The 21,184-nt window shown below is 71.3% G+C and carries 15 protein-coding genes and 1 pseudogene; 9 read left to right on the plus strand and 7 right to left on the minus strand.

The annotated features are described in order from the left end of the window. Positions 1 to 298 precede the first annotated feature (298 nt). From IE273_RS38505 to IE273_RS38525, 5 genes are all read right to left on the minus strand, one after another. Positions 299 to 937, minus strand: a complete 639-nt coding sequence (locus IE273_RS38505; RefSeq protein WP_189819785.1) for a hypothetical protein — start codon at positions 935 to 937, stop codon at positions 299 to 301. A 50-nt stretch (positions 938 to 987) separates the two neighbouring features. Further along, positions 988 to 3,201, minus strand: coding sequence for a hypothetical protein (locus IE273_RS38510; protein WP_189819786.1), 2,214 nt, complete (start codon positions 3,199 to 3,201; stop codon positions 988 to 990). Between the two features lie 51 nt (positions 3,202 to 3,252). Beyond that, positions 3,253 to 3,993 carry a hypothetical protein gene (locus IE273_RS38515; protein WP_229887983.1) on the minus strand — a complete coding sequence of 247 codons (741 nt, stop codon included), beginning with the start codon at positions 3,991 to 3,993 and terminating at the stop codon, positions 3,253 to 3,255. A gap of 169 nt (positions 3,994 to 4,162) precedes the next feature. Further along, a complete protein-coding gene (locus IE273_RS38520; protein ID WP_229887981.1) occupies positions 4,163 to 4,807 on the minus strand; it encodes a Crp/Fnr family transcriptional regulator in 645 nt (214 codons plus the stop codon). 57 nt (positions 4,808 to 4,864) lie between these two features. After that, positions 4,865 to 5,383, minus strand: coding sequence for a Pycsar system effector family protein (locus IE273_RS38525; RefSeq protein WP_189819789.1), 519 nt, complete (start codon positions 5,381 to 5,383; stop codon positions 4,865 to 4,867). A gap of 552 nt (positions 5,384 to 5,935) precedes the next feature. On the opposite strand from IE273_RS38525, the gene panD reads away from it, so the two are divergent. Continuing rightward, positions 5,936 to 6,355, plus strand: a complete 420-nt coding sequence (panD, locus tag IE273_RS38530) for an aspartate 1-decarboxylase (RefSeq protein ID WP_103813675.1) — start codon at positions 5,936 to 5,938, stop codon at positions 6,353 to 6,355. Between the two features lie 38 nt (positions 6,356 to 6,393). Then, the gene (locus IE273_RS38535; RefSeq protein ID WP_189819790.1) at positions 6,394 to 6,738 is read left to right on the plus strand and encodes a GNAT family N-acetyltransferase; all 345 of its coding nucleotides are present in this window, start codon (positions 6,394 to 6,396) and stop codon (positions 6,736 to 6,738) included. A 795-nt stretch (positions 6,739 to 7,533) separates the two neighbouring features. Here the strand turns inward: IE273_RS38535 and gnd are convergent. After that, the gene (gene gnd / locus IE273_RS38540; protein WP_189819791.1) at positions 7,534 to 8,973 is read right to left on the minus strand and encodes an NADP-dependent phosphogluconate dehydrogenase; all 1,440 of its coding nucleotides are present in this window, start codon (positions 8,971 to 8,973) and stop codon (positions 7,534 to 7,536) included. A gap of 272 nt (positions 8,974 to 9,245) precedes the next feature. On the opposite strand from gnd, the gene IE273_RS38545 reads away from it, so the two are divergent. After that, positions 9,246 to 10,430 (plus strand): transglycosylase family protein, encoded by a 1,185-nt coding sequence (locus tag IE273_RS38545; protein ID WP_189819792.1) that lies wholly within the window; start codon positions 9,246 to 9,248, stop codon positions 10,428 to 10,430. 701 nt (positions 10,431 to 11,131) lie between these two features. Here IE273_RS38545 and IE273_RS45375 read toward each other — a convergent pair. Next, positions 11,132 to 11,959: pseudogene (locus IE273_RS45375) on the minus strand (DMT family transporter); the annotation flags it as partial. A gap of 228 nt (positions 11,960 to 12,187) precedes the next feature. On the opposite strand from IE273_RS45375, the gene IE273_RS38555 reads away from it, so the two are divergent. The 6 genes from IE273_RS38555 to IE273_RS38580 all read left to right on the plus strand — a co-directional run bounded on the left by IE273_RS38555 (position 12,188) and on the right by IE273_RS38580 (position 21,143). Further along, complete coding sequence (locus IE273_RS38555; protein WP_189819794.1) at positions 12,188 to 12,964, plus strand: (2Fe-2S)-binding protein; 777 nt, start codon at positions 12,188 to 12,190, stop codon at positions 12,962 to 12,964. A 40-nt stretch (positions 12,965 to 13,004) separates the two neighbouring features. Next, on the plus strand, positions 13,005 to 14,156 hold the full coding sequence (gene glgA, locus IE273_RS38560; protein WP_189819795.1) for a glycogen synthase: 1,152 nt from the start codon (positions 13,005 to 13,007) through the stop codon (positions 14,154 to 14,156). A 50-nt stretch (positions 14,157 to 14,206) separates the two neighbouring features. Then, positions 14,207 to 15,427 carry a glucose-1-phosphate adenylyltransferase gene (glgC, locus tag IE273_RS38565; protein WP_189819796.1) on the plus strand — a complete coding sequence of 407 codons (1,221 nt, stop codon included), beginning with the start codon at positions 14,207 to 14,209 and terminating at the stop codon, positions 15,425 to 15,427. A gap of 126 nt (positions 15,428 to 15,553) precedes the next feature. Then, positions 15,554 to 17,875: a GH92 family glycosyl hydrolase gene (locus tag IE273_RS38570; RefSeq protein ID WP_189819797.1), complete on the plus strand. Its 2,322-nt coding sequence runs from the start codon at positions 15,554 to 15,556 to the stop codon at positions 17,873 to 17,875. 151 nt (positions 17,876 to 18,026) lie between these two features. Beyond that, entirely contained in the window at positions 18,027 to 19,358 is a 1,332-nt protein-coding gene (locus IE273_RS38575; protein WP_189819798.1) for a wax ester/triacylglycerol synthase family O-acyltransferase, read from the plus strand. Positions 19,359 to 19,625: 267 nt separating this feature from the next. Next, complete coding sequence (locus tag IE273_RS38580; RefSeq protein WP_189819799.1) at positions 19,626 to 21,143, plus strand: SDR family NAD(P)-dependent oxidoreductase; 1,518 nt, start codon at positions 19,626 to 19,628, stop codon at positions 21,141 to 21,143. Positions 21,144 to 21,184: the final 41 nt, after the last annotated feature.

A 21,184-nucleotide genomic window follows, 5' to 3' on the forward strand; every position in this document is an offset into this window, starting at 1 on the left:
GTCCGATTGAGTCCGCCGCAGTCCAGCATCCGACCATGTGCATGAGAGCGGGGCCCGGAACGCGATACAGGTACTTACCAATGGCGGTACGTCTTCCCCTCGGGTTGTGCATGGTGTCCCTCGTCCTCGATGGGGAACTGGTGGCCGTGCAGCCGGTAGACCATCTCGTCTGGCGCAGCCAGCATCCGTGCCTGCCGCCAGGCTGCATCGAATGACAAGTGGCCGCCCGCTTCGCGCCGCAGGCGAAGCGCACGCCAGGAAGAGACAGGGTCCAGGAGGATCCGCCACAGAGCCAGGCTCATTGCTTGCCCCGCTCTTCCGCGGCACCAGGAGAAGGGACGGCAGAGTCGTCCGACGCGTCATCGCCCTTCAGCTTCTGGAGCGCATCGCAGAGCGCGAGCATGGCCCGGTTCTGCAGCTCAATATCGTTGAAGCCCTGGCCGACCTTTTCCCACTGATCGAGCATGGGCTGCCACCATTCGTCAACTGCCACCATCCATCGCGCCAGACGCTGCCATTCGGCAACCTGCTCAGCGCCCGGCCAATCGCTCTGCCGCTCGATCCGGTCGAGCACGAAGAGGTCGGGCTGCTCGTACAGGTGCTTGCGCAAGAACCGCAGACGCCGTACCCGGGCCTCGTCCGCCTGCTGCTGAGCGAGGTCCTCCCGTGCGCTCTCCGAGAGCGCCAGTTCCACACGGGCAGCCAGACACCGGTACCCGGTGGCGCGGGTGTGTTCCGGGGCGCCGAGCTCGGCATTGATGGTGTCCTGGGCGGTGCGCACCTCGAGGGCTGGGAAGAGCTGCGCGACCTCGCTGGCCCGCGCGAGGGTCCGGCTGAGTACGAGGTCTTCGAGATTGGGCCGGGCTCGTAGCGCGGGGCGCCACTCGATCGTGAACGTGGCCTCGAAACGGATACCGGGGGTTGCACAGCGAAGCATACGTGGCTGGGTGCACTGGATCGTACGGGCCCGGCGCTGCCAGAACCACCTCACGCCGAATCCCTGTTGAGCTGAAACACCGTGCGGACACGTGGGTCTACGAGACGGTCCCAGAAGTCGTTGGCCGCGTTCGTCTCCCCGTCGACCGAGACGTGCTCCAGTGCCTGCATTAGACTCACGGAAGCCTTGAAGATCTTTTGGCCGCGGAGGACGGGGAGCAACCCGTCGCGGACGCGGGCGTAGGTGTCGGGGTCGGTCGCTGACTGCCTGACCCATGTGGTGAGGCGGTTGATGGCGTCGGGAGCCGTATCGATGTCTCCCAATAGATCCTGCAAAGCCCGCTTCACGTCCACTTCGGAAGGGACTTCATCGGACAGCAGCCACGGGGTGGTGCCCGGTACGGACATCAGGGCCAGGAAGGCCGCGGTGCCGGCCCCGCGGGACCGACCTGACTGCTGCCATGTGCGTACTTCGGTGATGAGCCGCGCCACCCCGGCGGGGTGCTGAGCCTGCTCGATGAAGGCTGCGAGGGCCTCAGACCAGGCGGATTCGTGCCCACTGTTGGCGGCTCGCCGCAGCCGGACCATGGCCATCCTGGCCTGAGAAGACGTGACATCCGGGGAGTTCAGGACTTGTCGGCAGGCGGTGACCACCGTAGTCGCCCGTTCCTTGCCCGAAGCCCAGCCGTACAGAATGCCCCACGCTTGGCGGCCGATATGCTCGTCCTGTACTGCCTGGACCAAAAGGGCGCTGAGGAGTTCTTCCTTCAGTGGGTAGGTCTTGGAGCCGAGCTGTACGAGGTGGTCGACGTTCCCGTGCCGCAGGGTCAGAGCGGCGATGGCATCCACGACGTGCTCGTTCGCCTCGCTGCCGTCCCCGGACATAAGCCACTTCAGCAAGGGATCGCGCATGACCTCGTAGTTGTCCCAAACGTAGGTCAGGATGGCCCGGCCGTAGCCGGGTTGGTCGAAAACGACTTCGTCGTTGCTGCTAACTCCGGCGCCGACATCGACGACACGGCGGCGCAACCCGCGGCCGGCGAATGCCGCACTTGTCGTCGAGGCGAAGTCGCTCCCGCTTGCGACATCGGCGCTGATGATGCGCTGCAGGTCCCGGGCGGCTTTGGCCACTACGGGCATTGACTCGGATTGGCACACAGCCAGGGCCAGGAGGAGGCAGCGGTCTTCCAGTGGCAGCGATGTGTCCTTGCCTCCATGCACGGAGACCGTCTCTCCGAACAGGGTGTCGAGTTTGTCTCGCCAGTCGGACATGGCGGACGTGATCCGTTCGACCAGTCCGGCATCGAGGGCGGACCATGACGACGGGACGTCCATGGGGAGCGACGTGTCAGTCAGCCGTTCGTGTTCCCGCCACGCCAGCATGATCGAGTCCGCGGTGCGGACCGCTTCCACGGCGTCGAGACGGCTTATCGAAGCCTTGCTCTTGTCGACGGAGTGAAGGTAGGCAATCAGCCCAGCGGCCTCGCGAGCCCTCAGTCGGGCTTCCACGACACTCTGGGCCGGCGGCGGCTCGGTGAGGTGGACGACGAGAATGCCTGATTGGACCGAGGCGTAGTGATCAGTCCAGAGATCCTTGGCCACGTTCAGGACGAGGTAGGAGCCCAGTTTTTCCAGAAGCCCGGCATGCTCTTCCAACATGGTGAGGAAATCGGCCGAGATCCGGTCGTGCTCAGGGTCCTTGAGGTCGACTTGGTAGGCGTGGCGCTCCTCGGCGGGAAGCCAGCCCACTTTGGGTGTCTTCCAGTCTGCGTCCAGTTTCACGATGTCGGTGTCCTCGCCCGTGTGCTCGGCGAGGAGGTGCAGAGCCAGGGTGGTCGATCCGTACGACCGCGGGGCGACAATGATCAGTACGTGCTTTCGCGGGTGTAACCCCGCCGGATCCAGAGCCTGCTGCCACGTCTCGGCCCATTGGCCTTCGCGGACGATTGGCTCCTGCTTGATCCGGTGATGAGGAAGAGTGGGGCCTTCGAGGATTCCCTGCTTGCGAGTCTCGTTGATGATCTTGTCGGCGTGGTTGACGAAAAACTCCGGACGGTTCACAGTGATCGGCGCCGGCCCGGTGTCCGGTACGGGGGACACGACGAACGCTGCCGGGTCGGCCCGGTCTCCACCAGCGGCCTCCGTGCCTTCAGTAGCGTTACTGCTTGGGTCCGGCGGCCACGGAGCCATGCCGTCTGCTCCCTTCAGCGGAGACTCGTGCTCGTCGGGAGGGCGGGGCGGAAAAAGGGGACGATCATCGGACATGCGCTTTCTGGTTCCTTTCAACGCGACACGGGTGCGAGGGCACAGGCAAGGTCAGATCCGGCGCCGGTCGATGCGCATCGTCCCGACCTTGTTGATCACGGTGGTGTCGGTCATTTCGCCGTTGAACTGGAAGACGGCGCCGGACGGGTTATTGGGGCTGGCCGACGACGTCGGCGCAACTGTTCCACCCCCACCTCCGAGCGGCTCCGGGTTGATGAGCGGGGCGAGGGTTTGCGGTGTCATCTCAGGTACGAACAGCCAGCACGGCTCCTCGAACGCCTTGCCGTGCACCCGCGCCGTGGCGGGGAGGAAGTGTTCCTCGTGGAGGTCCGGCGTGCGTCCCGCACGGACGGTCCGCCGGAATGCCGACTCTGAGACGACGGCGGCCAGAAAGCCGCCCCGGTGTTCCCGGGCCACGGTGAGGCCCGCGCGCACGACCTGGCTGTCGAGCAGTCGGCACACCTCGTTGATGGCATCGCCGCGGTGGTCGGGCAAGGAGAGCGGTCCGACGTGAACAGCGGCACGCAATCGGATCGCCGGTGCGCTGGCGAGCCGCTCACGGTCGTACCGGACGAGCGCTGTGTGCAAATGTTCCAGCAACGGGTCGACCAGCCGTGCGATGTCCTTGGGTGGCATGACGAAGATGGCCCCGTCACCGGTGTCCTTGAATGCACCGGGCCGATCTCGTGGGTCCTGCAGCCCGACGTGGGCCAGCACATTGGTGAGAACGTCGTCCAGGTCGGAACGGACCGGTGCCATCTTGGCTTCCTGGATCTGGCTGTAGCCCTGCATGTCCACGGCCAGGAGTGCCTGCTCCGGAGGCACGTCGACGGACGAAGGTGGGGAGAGGGGCATGCTGTCACCGACCTTTCGGTCACGACGGAGGGAATCGAGTGCCCCATGCTGATCGGCCCGGGCGCGCTCTGGTGCCCACCACTGGGCACCGCCTGGGTGCGGCCGGTCACATCGTGCTGCGGGCGTGCGTCGCGATCGATGTGATGTCGTGGATCAGGAGTCCGCCGCCCGGATCCGTCTCTAGCCAGCCCTCTTCCCGCCACGGCTTGATCGCCGCACCCACGGCGTTGCGGGACGCACCGATCATCTGGGAAAGCTCTTCCTGAGTCAGTCGGACACTGACCGCCGGCTGATTCGTCGAAGCCGCATCCACAAGTCGGCGCAGGGCACCGGCCAGGCGTACGGGTACACACGCGGTGGCCAGTTCGAGCCTGACGGTCTCGGACTCCCTGACCCGCGCGATCGCATGGCGCAGTAACGGGTTGAGCAGGCCGTTGCCCTCGACAAAGGAAAGGAAATCGGGGGCCGGAATGAGGTGCACGTGGCAGGATTCCGCGGCGATCACAGAAGCCGAGCGGGGCTGCGCATCCAGGACGGCCAGTTCGCCGAGCAGCTCACCAGGGCCGCGTACCGCGAGCAGAGCCCGTTCCCCGTTCGGCCCCGTCAGCGTTACGAGGGTCGAGCCCGAAGCCAGCAGGACCACATGGGTACCGGGATCCCCCTGCCGTAGGAGGACGCTGCGGGCCGGGCGCACCCGCATGGGGGCGAGGCCACGCAATTGCGCCCACAGACGCTCGCCGATCACTGCCATGTGCGACTGATACATATCCCTCCAAACGCCGGGACCAGCCCATAGAGGATGAGATTTTCAGGACGCGAGGAAGGTGGGCAACAGGAGCAATCCGGCCACAGTGATTGCGGCCACGGTGAGATCCACGGCCATCTTGATCGCCTGGAACTTTCGGCGCGCGAGGGCGGTCAGGGCGGCCTCACGTTCTGGTAACTCGGCGCAGTTCACCGGGCGTCGCGGGTCGGATGCCGACGAGTGCCTGCTATCGCTGCCTCCACCGATGCACTCCTCACGCCAAACCAGCCCGTCGTCCTTCGGGAAGTTGGGGCGCAGGGCCATCAGCGCGGATACCAGGGCCGCCCCGAGCAGTGTGCACACCAGTGCCATAGCCGCGCTGAGCATGCGCGACGAGTTGACCGGTGTCGACAGTGCCGTCCCCGCCGTGATCGCAAGTAGTGCACCGGTGACCCCACTCAGCGCTGTTGCTTTCGTATCCGCACGCTGCACCTCGACGAACATCCTGTCTTCGCTACTCGGGGGCGCACCGGTTGTTGTCGAGACATGCAGTGGGACGTTTTGCGGCTCGGATTCTTCCACTGCCTTCTCCTTTTCGTTGCCTTGCGGCTTGGAGTAGCAGTCTGGGCAGGCAGTCAGAACGCAACTGCCCACCAGGTTGCAGTGGTCGCGATCGGTCGGTCACAGTCGGGAGCCCGACTTGGTTTGAACCACAGGGCTGCCCGGATCGTGTGCTCCACAGGCACCGGCGGGGCATCAGTCAGTCGTAGGTCTACTCCACCGCCTATTGTTCCGGGACCGGATGAAGCCCGGGCTGCCGGGCACGTTGAATGGCTTCCAGATCGATGCGGAGAGTGGCTCCGTGCTCGACGAAGCGCGTACCTGGCGCATCGTCAGGTAAATCAGCATCTGGTCAGCATCGGTTGCCGAACATACTGAAAAGGCTGGCCGAACAGGCGCCTGGTCGGTGGCGCCACAACAGCCTGGTTGGCGCGGAAGCCCAGGCAGGGAGCCCTATCCCCAATGAGACGCGATGTTCCTCACAATCATCGACTCCGACGCGTGCCGGTGTACAGTGAAGACCGCCCTTGACCTGCACAAAGCAGGCAGGGAGCTGTCTTCCAGGAGTCCAAAGTGCTGCGTACTCTGTTCAAGTCCAAGATCCACCGAGCCACCGTCACCCAGGCCGACCTGCACTACGTGGGATCGGTGACCATCGACGCCGATCTTCTCGACGCCGCCGACCTGCTGCCCGGGGAACTGGTGCACATCGTGGACGTCACCAACGGCGCCCGGCTGGAGACGTACGTCATCGAGGGTGAGCGAGGGTCCGGGGTCATCGGGATCAACGGGGCCGCGGCCCACCTCGTCCACCCCGGCGACCTTGTGATCATCATCAGCTACGCTCAGGTCACCGACGCGGAGGCACGCGCGCTGCGGCCCCGGGTCGTGCACGTCGACGCCGGCAACCGGATCGTGTCCCTCGGCGCCGACCCGTCCGAACCGGTGCCCGGCTCGGACCAGCAGCGCAGCCCGCAGGCCGTCGGGGCCTGACCGGCTGATCAGCGTCAGGACCAGGAGCGTGCGTGCCCATGAGCGAGACCGAGATCCGCGACGACCGGGCGGCGGGCCGTCTGGAGGCCGTCGGCGACGGTGAAGTCGTCGGTCACATCGAGTACTTCGTCCTGGAGGCGCCCGAGCGCGCCCTGGTCCCCGTCCACACGATTGTCGAGCCCGCCCACGAGGGCAAGGGCATCGCCGGATCGCTCGCCCGTGAGTTGTACGCCCTCGCCGAGCGCGAGGGCGTCCCGGTGGCCCCGCTCTGCCCGTACGTCGTGAAGTGGGCCGCACGCCACCCCGAGTCGGCCCCGCCGGCCGACCCCCGACTGCTGTCGGCCGCGAAGGACTGGCTGCGCGCCCACCCGGACCGCTTCTGATCGAGTGGCGGTCCACCCGGGCCGGTTCGAGGGCGCCGTCGCTCCTCGGTCGCGGTTCGAGTGTGCGGTCGGTCGAGGGGCGGTCCGGATGTGAGGCCGCCCACGGGGGCTGTGGCTCCGTGAGCACCCGCCTCCGGCTGTCTTTCAGCGAGCACCCGCCCCGGCCGTCTCTCGGCGAGCACCCGCCTCCGGCCTCTCTCCGCGAGCACCCGCTCAACATCCCGTCGGCCACCCGCCTGGTCCCGTTCCGTGCTGCCGTCGGGTGAGTGGCCGGGCGGCCGTCGGGTAGGCGGGGGAGTAGTCCAGAGGCGACGTCCCGTGACTGCCCGGAGGACACCATGACGAACCCGCACCCCGACCCGGTACCGCCGGGCCCGACACCGGGTCCGGGCCCGGCCCCGCCGGATCCGTACCCGAGCCCGGTCCCGACCCCGGAACCGGTCCCGCAGCCCACTCCACCCCCGCCGGGCCCCCACCCGAGCCCGCCCCCGCCCCACCCGGGCCCCCCGGAGCCGTCCCCGTCCCCCATCCCGCCGGGCCCGGAGCCCGTACCGAACCCGGAGCCGGGGCCTCCGCTCACCTGAGACACAACAGGGGCCAGGCGCCTGGGACAGGGGAGGCGCCGGGCTCCTCCGAGGAGCGCGGGGCGGTGCCCGGAGGCGAGTCAGCCGCGCCGCGCGGGTGCGACCAGCCACGCACCGCCCGCACCCGCACCCGCGCCCCGATCGAACGGACCAAGGCGGCCAAGGCGGCCAAGGCGACCGAGACGGCCGAGCCCCTTCGAGCCGGACCGCGCTACGCGGTCACCTCGCTCCGGTCCCCGCCCCACAGCGTGTGGAACGAGCCCTCCCGGTCCACCCGCCGGTACGTGTGGGCACCGAAGAAGTCCCGCTGTCCCTGCGTCAGCGCCGCCGGCAGCCGCTCCGCCCGCAGCGCGTCGTAGTACGCCAGCGCCGCCGCGAATCCCGGCGTCGGCACCCCCTGACGGGTCGCCGCGACCAGCACCTCCCGCCAGTCGTCCTGCGCCTCGGCGATCTCGCGGGCGAACGTCTCGTCCGACAGCAGGCTCGGCAGGTCGGCCCGGGCGTCGTAGGCGGCGCGGATGCGGTCGAGGAACGCGGCCCGGATGATGCAGCCGCCCCGCCAGATCGAGGCCACCGCGCCCAGGTCGATGTCCCAGCCGTACTCCTCGCTGCCCGCGGCGATCTCGTGGAAGCCCTGCGTGTACGACACGATCTTGGACGCGTACAGCGCCTGTTCCACCCGGTCGGCGAAGGCGGCGGCGTCCGACTCGCTCAGCGGGGACGGCTTCGGGCCGGCCAGGTCCCGCGACGCGGCCCGCAGCGGCGCGTGGCCGGACAGCGAGCGGGCGAAGACGGCCTCGGCGATACCCGACACCGGAACGCCCAGGTCCAGCGCGATCTGCACCGTCCAGCGGCCGGTGCCCTTCTGCTCGGCCTGGTCCACCACGACGTCCACGAACGGCTTGCCGGTGGCCGCGTCCACGTGGGACAGCACCTCGGCGGTGATCTCGATCAGGTACGAGTCCAGCCGGCCGGTGTTCCAGGTGCGGAAGATGTCCGCGATCTGCGCGGGCGCGTACCCGGCGACGTCGCGCAGCAACTGGTACGCCTCGCCGATCAGCTGCATGTCGGCGTACTCGATGCCGTTGTGGACCATCTTCACGAAGTGCCCGGCACCGTCGGGGCCCACGTGCGTCACGCACGGCGCGCCGTCCTCCGCCTTCGCGGAGATCTTCTCCAGCATCGGACCCAGCGACCCGTACGACTCCTTCGAACCGCCCGGCATGATGCTCGGGCCGTGCAGCGCGCCCTCCTCGCCGCCGGAGATGCCCGTGCCGACGAAGTGGATGCCCCGCTCGCGCAGCTCCCGCTCCCGGCGCCGGGTGTCCGCGAAGTGCGCGTTGCCGCCGTCGATGATCATGTCGCCGGGCTCCAGCAGCGGGGCGAACTCCTCGATCACCGCGTCCGTCGGCTGGCCCGCCTTGACCATGATGACCAGCCGGCGCGGACGCTCCAGGGCCGCCACGAACTCCTCGGCGGTCTCGGCCCCGACGAAGTCGCCCTCGTCGCCGAACTCCTCGACCAGCGCCTTCGTCCGCGACACCGTACGGTTGTGGACGGCGACCGTGTAGCCGTTGCGCGCGAAGTTCCGCGCGAGATTGCGGCCCATGACCGCGAGGCCCGTGACACCGATCTGCGCTGAAGTGCTCATACCGCCTGCTCCCTGGTTGCCTCGTGTACTACGGCTCCGTCAGTACGGGCCCTCGCCCATCCTGACGTGCCGCTACGGCGAGCGCACATCCGACCCGCCACGCATGTGTACGCAGCGGAGCCGCCGTCCGCCTCACTGACCGGCCCGTCGGATCAAACAGGGGCCGTTCCCGGCCACTTGGGTCGCACGGGAGGCCGATTTCCTGTCTTGTCATGGCCTGTTCGTGGCGCTTACTTTTGCCGCTCCTGACGCATGGCGAGGGGATTTCGGACATGGCCGTACGCGGCCGGCACCGCCGGTACCAGCCGAACAGGATCAACCGCGCCTCACTCACCGTCACGGCGGGCGGCGCCGGCCTCGCGATCCCGCTGGTCGCCGCCGGCACCGCGGACGCCGCCGACGCGGCCACCTGGAACAAGGTCGCCGCCTGCGAGTCCAGCGGCAACTGGAGCGTCAACACGGGCAACGGCTACTACGGCGGGCTCCAGTTCACCCAGTCCACCTGGGAGGCCTACGGCGGCACCCGGTTCGCGCCGCGCGCCGACCTGGCCACCAGGGCGGAGCAGATCGCCGTCGCCGAGAAGGTCCTCGACGGGCAGGGGCCTGGCGCCTGGCCGGTGTGCTCGGTGCGGGCCGCCCTGACCCGGGGCGGACCCGCCCCCGACGTCCACACCGAGACCAGCTCCACGCGCCCCGCGAAGACCGGTTCCGCGCACTCCGGCCCCGCGCACTCCGGCTCAGTCCACTCCGGCTCCGTCAAGGATGTGCAGCCGCAGACCACCCCGCAGTCCCGGGCCGGCCGGGCCGAGATGTACACCGTGGTGCACGGCGACACCCTCTCCGGCATCGCCGGCGACCGCCGCGTGACGGGCGGCTGGCGCACGCTGTACGCGGGCAACCGCGCCACGATCGGCACCGATCCCGACCTGATCATTCCGGGGCAGCGGCTCAGTCTGAACGGCACCCCGCCCCGCTCCGCACCCCCCAAGGCACCGAAGAAGAAGGCCCCTTCGGAGCATCCCACCACCCACCGCACGACACCCCCGGCCCGGCACGCGCTCGTCGCCCCGGTGACCGCGTCCGTCGGCACCGGCTACCACGTCGCGGGCTCGCACTGGTCGAAGGGCTACCACACCGGTGTCGACTTCCTCGTGCCGACCGGCACCTCCGTGAGGGCAGCGGCGGCCGGGCACGTGGTGGCCGCGGGCTGGGGCGGCTCGTACGGCTACCAGGTCGTGATCCGGCACGCCGACGGCCGCTACACCCAGTACGCCCACCTGTCGGCCATCGCCGTGCGGAACGGCCAGAGCGTCACCGCGGGCCAGCGCATCGGCCGCTCCGGCGCCACCGGGAACGTCACGGGCCCGCATCTGCACTTCGAGGTGCGGACGGGGCCCGGATTCGGCTCGGACGTCGACCCGCTCGCCTACCTCCGGGCAGGCGGCGTCAGGATCTGACGCGGGTACGGGTGCAGGTCCAGCAGCGGCAGCGGCACGGCGACGCTTGCGGGCAGCAGAGTGTACGGCGCCGGGAGCACAGCGTCGCCGGTCGGCCCGGCCCCGTCGGCGTCCGCCCTGCCGCTCCCGGCCGAACCGGACACCACCAGCCCGGAAACGACCGACTCGACTGTCCCGGCGTGCACCACCCGCTCGGCCGCCCCGGCGTGGCCGACCGCCTCGCCCGACTCGGCGCGCACCACGGCCTCGGCCGTCCCGGCGCGCGCCACCCACGCGGCCGGCCCGGCGTGGCCGACCGATTCGAACGGCCTGCCATGGCCAACCGACTCACCCGCCCCGGCGCGCATCCCCGCCCCAGCCCGCACCCCCGGCTCGGCCACCCCGGCGCCCCTCTCCACGCGCCCTTCCCCTTCCGCCCCGGTACCCATGGCCTTGCGCTGGTGCGGCATCGCGAGACGCGTGTCCTCGGTGCCCCGCGCCGCCGGCTCGGCGGTTCGCGTCGGCTCCGCGGCGACCGGCACACCCTGCGCGGAGGGCACCTCGGCCGACGACCGGACGGCCGGTGCCGGAACAGCGGACACCGGCTCATCCCAGGCCGACGCAGGCTCGTCCCAGGCCGTTGCCGACGCCGGGGTCGGCTCGTCCCAGGCCGCCGAAGAAGGCGCAGGCTCGTCCCAGGCCGCCGAGGCCGGGGCCGGCTCGCGGGTCAGCCGTTCCGTCGTCAGCATGATCAGTCCGCCCGCCGCCACCACCCCGCAGCCCAGGGCGAGCACGGTGCCCGTGGTGCCGTAGCGGAACGTCTCGCCGAACATCAGGATGCCGACCGCGGCGGCCAGCACCGGATTGACCACCGTCAGCGTGGCCAGCGGGGCGGCGAGGCCGCCGCCCCGGTAGGAGGCCTGGGACAGCAGGACGCCGGCGACCGAGAACAGGCCGATCACCGCGAGCGAGGGCAGGTCGCCCAGCGCGATGCCGTGGCTCCAGTCGACGGCCACGGTCTTGGTGAACACCGACGACATGCCGAACGCGATGCCGGAGGCGGTGGCGAGCAGCACGCTGCGCACGGCGGGATGCCGGTGCGCGGCCAGGCCCGCGAACATCAGCGCCACCACCGCCCCGCCGGTGACCAGCGCGACCGCCAGCCGCTGGGCGGGGCTGAGGGAGTGCGCGGAGGAGGAGCCGACCAGGGAGAGCAGACCGGCGAGGCCCACCGTGGCCATGAGGGCGCCGCGCCAGGCGGTCGCGCCGGCCCGGCGGCCGACGCACAGCGCCGCCATGGGCAGCGCGAAGACGATGGTCAGCGCGCCGAGCGGCTGGACCAGGCTGAGCGGACCGTAGGCCAGCGCCACGACGTGCAGCACGCCGCCGAGACCGTTGAGCGCCAGCGCGCCCCACCAGCCCGGCCGGCGCAGCGGCAGGTACCCGCTGTCGGGGGAGGACACCGCGACCTGCTCCTGCACGATCGCTCCGCCCGCGTAGGCCAGGGCGGAGACGACCGACAGGAGCACGGACAACGCCAGGGCGCTCATCGGTGTCTCCTCTGCGTGCGACGGGCGTCCTGGGCCCGGCGCGGCGTACGGTCGGCTTCCATGGCGAACACTCTGCCCGCCCGGGTGCTTCCCGTCGTCGTACCTGAGCACGCAATGCGTCCTACTGCCGATGGAGTACACCAGCGGCCTGATCATCCCCTGGACGGGTGAGGGCGGGCGGACACCCGCCCGATCACCCCCGCGCCGCGCCTGGTACGAGTGTCTGTCGTGGACCTGGACCCCGCTCTCTCAGCCCTGCGCGCCCTCGGCGGCTTCTTCCCCCTGCGCATCCTCCCGGAAGCCGCCGACGGCACCGGGGCACGACGGCTGCCGACCCTCGCGGAGGGCTACGCGGGGGCGGGCACGGAGACCGGCCGCGACCCTTTGGCGCTGCGCGTCGCCATCGTCGCGGACCGGCTCGGGACCGGCGAGCCCCGGGTCGCCGCCTCCCTCGCCCAGCAGGGACTGGCCGCCCGGCTGTGGTCGGCGGCCCTCGGCTGTGCCGTCCTGTACGGCCGACTGCCCGACCTGGACCCGCGCCTGCTGCGCTGGGACGCCCGCGCCGCCGTCCCCGACGATCTGTGGCTCGCCGAGCTGCGCCCGCTGCCCGGGGACGCGGCCACGCTCGCCGACACCGTGCTGCACGGCCATCTGGAGCCCCTGACGGCGGTCCTGCGGGCCCGCTACGGCGTCGCGCCGGGCCTGCTGCGGGGCAACGCGGGCTCCGCGCTCGCCGCGACCGCCCGGGAACTGAGCGGCTGGGCGCGCGCCCACGGCCGTACCGACGTCGCGGCCCGCGCCCGGGCGCTCACCGGTGAACTCTTCGCGCACCCCCTGCTGAGCGCCACCGGCACCCGCACCGGCACGGCGTTCCGGCGCCGCAGCTGCTGTCTGTACTACCGGGTGCCCGGCGGCGGGCTCTGCGGCGACTGCTGCCTCTCCCGACCGCCGCGCTCGTCCCCGTGCTCGCCCCCGCGCTCTTCCCCGGGCGCCGCATCTGGGTGACCATGAGGGGAACCTGCCACCGAGACCAGGGGGTTGTCGGGTGCGAGTGGGACTGCTGACCCGGGAGTACCCCCCGGATGTGTACGGCGGCGCCGGTGTCCATGTGGAGTTCCTCGCCCGCGAGTTGACCGCCCTGGTGGACCTGGAGGTGCACTGCTGGGGCGAGGGGCGCGGCGTCGGCGTCGTACGCCACCGGCCCTGGTCCGTCCTCGACGGCTCCAACGACGCGCTGCGCACCTTCTCCGTGGACCTCGCCATGGCCGCCGCCCTCGAAGGCCGCGAACTCGTCCACTCCCACACCTGGTACGCCAATCTCGCCGGCCATGTCGCCAAGCTGCTCCACGGCATCCCGCACGTGGTCACCGCGCACTCGCTGGAGCCGCTGCGCCCCTGGAAGGCCGAGCAGCTCGGCGGGGGCTACGCGCTCTCGGGCTGGGCCGAACGCACCGCGATCGAGGCCGCCGACGCGGTGATCGCCGTCTCCGGTGCCATGCGCGACGACATCCTCGCCTGCTACCCGGCCCTCGACCCGGCCCGCGTCCACGTCGTCCACAACGGCATCGACACGCGCCTGTACCGGCCCGACCACGGCACCGACGCGCTCACCCGGCACGGCATCGACCCCGCCCGCCCGTACGTCCTGTTCGTCGGCCGGATCACCCGGCAGAAGGGCGTGCCCCATCTGCTGCGCGCGGTACGGGACATCGACCCCGGCACCCAGGTCGTGCTGTGCGCGGGCGCGCCCGACACCCCCGAGATCGACCGGGAGTTCCAGGAGCTGTTCGAGGAGCTGCGCCGGGTGCGAGCGGGCGTGTTCTGGATCCCGCAGATGCTGCCGCGCACGGAGGTGATCCAACTCCTCACCCACGCCACGGTGTTCGCCTGCCCGTCGGTGTACGAGCCGCTGGGCATCGTCAACCTGGAGGCGATGGCCTGCGGCACACCGGTCGTCGCGTCCCGGGTGGGCGGCATCCCCGAGGTCGTGGACGACGGCCGTACCGGCCTTCTGGTCGACGTGGACGACGGCTTCGAGGCCGGGCTCGCCCGGGCGCTGGACGCCGTCCTCGGCGATCCGGACGCGGCCCGGCGGATGGGCGAGGCCGGACGGGCCCGCGCGGTGGGGGAGTTCGGCTGGGACGCGGTGGCCCGCCGCACGGCGGGGCTGTACGAGGAGATCCTCAAGCAGGCTTAGTCCGGTCTGCTCGGGGCAACCATGGTTCAACCACGGTGAGGGGAGCGGCCATGCGTCGTGGAGGGCCTTCCGTACTCGGGATCGTGCTGGCCGGCGGCGAGGGCAAACGCCTGATGCCGCTGACCGCGGACCGCGCCAAACCAGCCGTCACCTTCGGCGGCACCTACCGGCTCGTCGACTTCGTCCTGTCCAACCTCGTCAACGCCGACGTGCTGCGCATCTGTGTGCTGACCCAGTACAAGTCGCACTCGCTGGACCGGCACATCACCACCACCTGGCGGATGTCCAGCCTGCTCGGCAACTACGTCACCCCGGTCCCCGCCCAGCAGCGCCTCGGCCCGCGCTGGTACCTGGGCAGCGCCGACGCCATCCTCCAGTCGCTGAACCTGGTCCACGACGAACAGCCCGAGTACGTGGCCGTGTTCGGCGCCGACCACGTGTACCGCATGGACCCGCGGCAGATGCTCGCGCAGCACATCGAGGGCGGCGCCGGGGTGACGGTGGCCGGCATCCGGGTGCCGCGCGCGCAGTCCTCCTCCTTCGGGGTGATCACACCGGGCTCGGACGGCCGTACCGTCGAGCGCTTCCTGGAGAAGCCCGCCGACCCCCCGGGCCTGCCGGACGACCCGGAGACGGTCTTCGCCTCGATGGGCAACTACGTCTTCACCACCAAGGTCCTGGTCGAGGCACTGCACCGGGACGCCGAGGACAGCCAGTCCGTGCACGACATGGGCGGTTCGATCCTGCCCCAGCTGACCGCGCGCGGCGCGGCGCAGCTGTACGACTTCAGCGACAACCACGTGCCCGGCGAGACCAGCCGCGACCAGGGCTACTGGCGGGACGTGGGCACCCTGGACGCCTACTACGAGGCGCACATGGACCTGATCGCCGAGCGCCCGGCGTTCAACCTCTACAACCGGCAGTGGCCCGTCTACACGCACTCCTACCAGCTCTCCCCGGCCCGCTTCAACGCGGGCGGCATCGCGAGCGAGTCCATCATCAGCGCGGGCTGCCTGATCCGCGGCCAGGTCACCCGGTCGGTGCTCTCCCCGGGCGTGCGCGTCGATCCCGGGGCGGTCGTGCAGGGCTCGGTCCTGCACGACAACGTCCACATCGGCCGGGGCGCGGTGGTCCGCGGCGCCGTGCTGGACAAGAACGTCGAGGTGCCGCCCGGCGCGACGATCGGCGTCAACCCGGAGCGGGACGCCGAGCTGTACACCGTGTCCAAGGGCGGGGTCATCGCGTTGGGGAAGGGGCAGCGGGTGCCCTGACGGACCGGGCGTCAGCGGCCCCCACGGCGCGACGCGTTCGACATCACCCTCTCGGAATGCCCAGGTTTGCACCGTCGGCCGTCCAGGATGCAGGCAACGATGTCCAACCTGCGGAGGTCATCCGACATGAGAGGGACCCGGCGCACGCGGCTGTGCCTGGCCGGGGTGATGGCAGCGTCCGCGCTGATCGCCACCCCCGCCGCACGCGCCGCCGAACGGACCGACGGCCGCCTCACCGACCTGGTCAACCCGTTCATCGGGAGCCAGAACGAGGGCAACACCTTCCCCGGCGCGGCCGTGCCCTTCGGCATGGTGCAGTTCTCCCCGGACACCGGGCACAGCACCGGGTACGACTACGCGCAGAACCGTATCCGCGGATTCTCGCTGGTCCACCTCTCAGGCGTCGGCTGCCGGATCGGCGGCGACCTGCCCGTGCTGCCCACCACGGGCGACGTCACCCAGACGGACTACGCCCAGTACGCGGCGGCCTTCTCGCACGACGACGAGGAGGCGAGCCCCGGCTACTACCGGGTCGGCCTCGCCTCCGGCATCCGCGCCGAACTCACCGCGACCGCCCGCACCGGCGTCCAGCGCTACACCTTCCCGGCCACCGACAAGGCCAACGTCCTGCTGAACGCGGCCCAGTCGCTGCACAAGGCGGTGAGCAGCGCGGTGCGGATCCTGGACGACCGCACCGTGCGCACCGAGATCACCGGCCACGGCTTCTGCCGGGACACCGGCCCCTACACGGTCTACACGATCACCCGCTTCAGCCGGCCCTTCACCGCCTACGGCACCTGGGACGGCGGGACCGTCACCCCGGGCGCCCGCAGCGGATCCGGCGGCGCCTACGTCCGCTTCGACACCACCCGGGACCGCACGGTCGAGGCGACCACCGCCCTGTCGTACGTCGACTCGCGCGGCGCCGCCGGCAATCTGCGCGCCGAGGGCGGCCGGGCCTTCGACGCCGTACGCCACCGGGCCCGCGAGGAGTGGGAGCGCCGGCTCGCCGCCGTCCGGGTGCGCGGCGGCACGCCCACGCTGCGCCGGACCTTCTACTCCTCGCTGTACCGCTCCCAGCTCGCGCCCAACGTCGGCAGCGACGCCGACGGCCGCTACTTCGGCTGGGACCGCCGGACCCACCGCGCCCGCGGCTTCACCTACTACCAGAACTGGTCGCTGTGGGACACCTACCGCACCCAGGCCCAGCTGCTCGCGCTGCTCGCCCCGCGCGAGGCACGGGACATGGCCCGGTCGGTGGTCGCGGTCGACGAGGACGGGGGGTGGCTGCCCAAGTGGGGCTACGGGCCGGTCGAGACGAACATCATGAGCGGCGACCCGGTCACCCCGTTCCTGACCACCGCCTACCGGATGGGGCTCCTGAAGGGGTTCGAGGAGCGGGCCTACCGCGCGCTGAAGAAGAACGCCGACGGCGTGCCGCCCGCCGAGCACCCGGGCATCGGCCGGGAGGCCAACACCGAGTACATCGCCGAGGGTTTCGCGCCCTACGTCAAGGACCGGCCGTACGCCAAGATGGGCGACTCGGACTACCACCACGGCGCCTCCGTCACCCTGGAGTACGCGCTCGCCGACGCGATGCTCGCCCAGATGGCCCGCGGTCTCGGCCACGAGGACGACGCCGCCCGCTGGGCCGCCCGCTCGCGCAACTACCGCAACGTCTTCGACCCGGGCACCGGCTTCTTCCGCGCCCGTGACGCCTCCGGCGCCTTCACCGGCTCGCCCGACCCGGCCCGCGGCACCGGCTTCCACGAGGGCACGGCCTGGCAGTACCAGTGGCTCGTCCCGCAGGACGTCCCGGGCATGGTCGGGCTGATCGGCGGCACGCGCGCGGCCAACGCCCGGCTGGACGCCTTCTTCGCCTACGACCGGCTGCTCGCGGACCCGGAGGGGACCGCCCGCGAGGTGTGGGTGCACGGCGACCCGTACGCCTACTACAACGCCGCCGTCTACAACCCGATGAACGAGCCGGACCTCATCGCGCCCTACACCTACCTCTCCACCGGCCAGCCCTGGAAGACCACGGACGTGGTGCACGCGGCGCTCACCCTGTTCACCGACAGTCCCACCGGCATGACCGGCAACGACGACCTGGGCACCATGTCCGCCTGGAACGTCCTGTCGTCCATCGGCCTCTTCCCGGTCCAGCCCGGCTACGACACCTGGGGCCTGACCACCCCGGTCTTCGACCGCGTCGACCTCACCCTGGACCGCCGCTACTGGCCCGCCGGCCGGCTGACCGTGACCGCGCCCGGCACCTCGGCCGCCGACCGCTACGTCCAGGCCGTACACACGGACGGCAGGCCGCACGGCCGGACCTATCTGCCGACCGGCGCGCTGCGCTCCCTGCGCTCCCTCGCCTTCACGGTCGGCCCGCGCCCGTCGGAGTGGGGTACGTCACCCGAAGCGGCGCCGCCCGTCCTGAAATGACCTCAGCCGTCGCCTGCGTCCCGGCGCTCGCACCGGTGGCGGGACTTAACCCGACCGACCTTAACTGTGCGTAGCCTGATCGTACTTGACCGTAATCGCTCAGCGGGGATTGACTGCTGATCCACCCCTTGTCGACGCGTGAGGCAAGCCCTTGACTTCCGACCTGCTCGCTCCACTCGACCTGGCCTTCTGGAACATGGAGTCCGACCGGCATCCGATGCACCTCGGGGCGCTCGGCGTCTTCTCCGCGCACTCGCCCACCGCCGGGGCCCACGCCGCCGACCTGCTCGCCGCCCGGGCCGCCGCCGTACCCGGCCTGCGCATGCGCATCCGCGACCTGTGGCAGCCGCTCGCCTTCGGCGGCGCCGCCCGCGAGACCGACCCGGACTTCGACCCCCTGAACCACGTACGGCTGCACGCCCCGACCGACGACTTCCACGCGGATGCCGGGCGGCTGATGGAGCGCCCGCTGGAACGCGGCCGGCCGCCGTGGGAGGCGCATGTGCTGCCCGGCGAGGACGGGGTGTCCTTCGCCGTGCTCTTCAAGTTCCACCACGCCCTCGCCGACGGGCTGCGCGCGCTGAAGCTCGCCGCCGGCGTCCTGGACCCCGTCGACCTGCCCGAGCGCGCGCCCCGCGCGAGCGAGCCGCCGCGCGGCCTGCTGTCCGACGTGCGCCGGCTGCCCGCGCGGATGCCCGGGCTGTTCCGGGACGCGCTGTCCGACGTGGGCCGGGCCCTGGACATCGGCGCCTCGCTCGCCCGGTCCACCCTCGGCATGCGGCCGTGCGCCGCGCTGACCTGCGCGCCCAGCGGCACCCGCCGCACCGCCGGGGTCGTCCTCGACATCGACGACGTGCACCGGGTGCGCAAGAACGCCGGCGGCACCGTGAACGACGTCCTCATCGCCGTCGTCGCCGGCGCGCTGCGCCGCTGGCTGGACGAGCGGGGCGACGGCAGCGAGGGCGTGGCGCCCCGCGCCCTGATCCCCGTCTCCCGGCGCCGTCCGCACACCGCCCAGCCGCAGGGCAACCGGCTCTCCGGGTACCTGATACGGCTTCCGGTCGACGAGCCCGACCCGGTCGGCCGTCTGGAGACGGTGCGGACCGCGATGATCCGCAACAAGGACGCGGGTCCCAACCGGGGGGCCGGCGCGGTCGCGCTGCTCGCCGACCACGTGCCGGCGTTCGGGCACCGGCTGGGCGGACCGCTGGTCGGCCAGGCGGCCCGGCTGTGGTTCGACATCCTGGTCACCAGCGTGCCGCTGCCCGGGTTCGGGCTCCGGCTCGGCGGCCACGAGCTGACCGAGGTGTACCCCCTGGCCCCGCTCGCGCCCGGCCAGGCGCTGGCGGTCGCGATCTCGACGTACCGCGGGCGCGTGCACTACGGGCTGGTCGCCGACGCGGCGGCCGTGCCGGACCTGGACCGGTTCGCCCACGCGGTGTCGGCGGAGGTGGAAACGCTGCTGACCGTCTGCGACGGCTGAGCACCGGGCACGGCACCGGCACCGCCGGGCCCCGGGCACGGGTCCCCGCCGGCACCAGCCGTGCGGCTGTAGTCGCCGGGTGCGGGCGGCCCCCGCGGGGCGCGCGCCGCCGGCAGCCGCGGGTGCGGGGCCGTGCGGCCGGCCGGGTGCGGCACCCACCCGTCCGGGCAGCGGTTTGGCGCGTCGGGCCGGGCTCCGTAAAATTCGCTGTTCGAAAGCGGGCGCGAGTCGGAGCGCTGCGCGGGTGACCAGGGAAGCGGCAGCGCGATGACGGTGACAGACGACGGCTCGGCGGCGATGGACGTGCCCACGGACGCCGCCATGGACGAGGCGGTCCACGGGCCCGGTATCGACCCGGAGCGGCTGGCCGTCTGCCTGAGCGTGCTGGAGGAACTGGACCGGATCGACGTCGACCACCCCGACGCCATCGCGGTCCGCCGTGCCACCTCGCACATCTACCGGACGGTGAAGCAGCGCCGCCGCCAGGAGCGCCGGGCCGCCAAGACCGCGCACGACCGCTCCGTCACCGAGGCCACCGCCACCGGCTCCGCCGAGCGCATCGACGACGAGACCGAGGGCATCCTGCCCTCCTCCAAGGTCGAGTCCGGCCGGATCGCGGGCATACTCCAGCGCCCGCGCTCCTGCTACATCTGCAAGCAGCGGTACGTGGAGGTCGACTACTTCTACCACCAGCTCTGCCAGAAGTGCGCCGCCGAGAACCGCGCCAAGCGGGACGCCCGCGCCGACCTCACCGGCAAGCGCGCCCTGCTCACCGGCGGCCGGGCCAAGATCGGCATGTACATCGCGCTGCGCCTGCTCCGTGACGGCGCGCACACCACCATCACCACGCGCTTCCCCAAGGACGCCATCCGCCGCTTCAAGGCGATGGAGGACTCGGCGGAGTGGATCCACCGCCTGGAGGTCGTCGGCATCGACCTGCGTGACCCCGGCCAGGTCGTCGCGCTGGCCGATCAGGTCGCCGAGGCCGGCCCGCTGGACATCCTGATCAACAACGCCACGCAGACCGTGCGCCGCCTGCCCTCGGCTTACGCCGCCCTGGTCGAGGGCGAGAGCGCCCCGCTGCCCGCCGGGGAACTTCCCGCCCACCACGTCATCGGCGCGTTCAACTCCGGCGCGGTCGACGGTCTGGCCGCGCTGCCCGTCGGCACCAGCGGCCTCGACGCGCAGAAGGTCGCCGACCTCGCCCTGGTCGCGGGCAACGCCAGCGTCGCCCGGCACCTCGACGGCACCGCCATCGACGCGGGCGGCCTGCTCCCCGACGTCGTGGAGTCCAACACCTGGGTGCAGTCGATCGAGCAGATCTCCCCGGTGGAGCTGCTGGAGACCCAGCTGTGCAACTACACGGCGCCGTTCATCCTGATCAGCAAGCTCCGCCCGGCCATGGCCGAGGCCGCCAGGAAGGCGGCGAGCGGACGGGCGTACGTCGTGAACGTCTCGGCCATGGAGGGCGTCTTCAGCCGGGGCTACAAGGGCGCGGGCCACCCGAACACCAACGCCGCCAAGGCCGCCATGAACATGGTGACGCGGACCAGCGGCCACGAGATGTTCGAGACCGACCGCATCCTCATGACCTCGGTCGACACCGGCTGGATCACCGACGAGCGACCCCACTACGACAAGCTGCGCCTCGCCGAGGCCGGCTTCCACGCACCGCTCGACCTGGTGGACGGCGCCGCCCGCGTCTACGACCCGGTCGTGCGCGGCGAGGCGGGCGAGGACCTGTACGGCGTCTTCCTGAAGGACTACGCGCCCGGCAAGTGGTAGACGACGGGCGCAGCCGCCGCGCATGACACCCGCGCGCGAGC

Origin of the sequence: Streptomyces olivaceoviridis (assembly GCF_014650115.1) — a bacterium.
GTDB classification, from domain to species: domain Bacteria; phylum Actinomycetota; class Actinomycetes; order Streptomycetales; family Streptomycetaceae; genus Streptomyces; species Streptomyces olivaceoviridis.

Bases quoted from the DNA above. Each gene is read 5' to 3' on its own strand.
- IE273_RS38505 (WP_189819785.1), bottom strand. From the start codon at position 937: ATGCTTCGCTGTGCAACCCCCGGTATCCGTTTCGAGGCCACGTTCACG.
- IE273_RS38510 (WP_189819786.1), bottom strand. From the start codon at position 3,201: ATGTCCGATGATCGTCCCCTTTTTCCGCCCCGCCCTCCCGACGAGCAC.
- IE273_RS38515 (WP_229887983.1), bottom strand. From the start codon at position 3,993: ATGCAGGGCTACAGCCAGATCCAGGAAGCCAAGATGGCACCGGTCCGT.
- IE273_RS38520 (WP_229887981.1), bottom strand. From the start codon at position 4,807: ATGGCAGTGATCGGCGAGCGTCTGTGGGCGCAATTGCGTGGCCTCGCC.
- IE273_RS38535 (WP_189819790.1), top strand. From the start codon at position 6,394: ATGAGCGAGACCGAGATCCGCGACGACCGGGCGGCGGGCCGTCTGGAG.
- gnd (WP_189819791.1), bottom strand. From the start codon at position 8,973: ATGAGCACTTCAGCGCAGATCGGTGTCACGGGCCTCGCGGTCATGGGC.
- IE273_RS38545 (WP_189819792.1), top strand. From the start codon at position 9,246: ATGGCCGTACGCGGCCGGCACCGCCGGTACCAGCCGAACAGGATCAAC.
- glgC (WP_189819796.1), top strand. From the start codon at position 14,207: ATGCGTCGTGGAGGGCCTTCCGTACTCGGGATCGTGCTGGCCGGCGGC.
- IE273_RS38570 (WP_189819797.1), top strand. From the start codon at position 15,554: ATGAGAGGGACCCGGCGCACGCGGCTGTGCCTGGCCGGGGTGATGGCA.
- IE273_RS38580 (WP_189819799.1), top strand. From the start codon at position 19,626: ATGACGGTGACAGACGACGGCTCGGCGGCGATGGACGTGCCCACGGAC.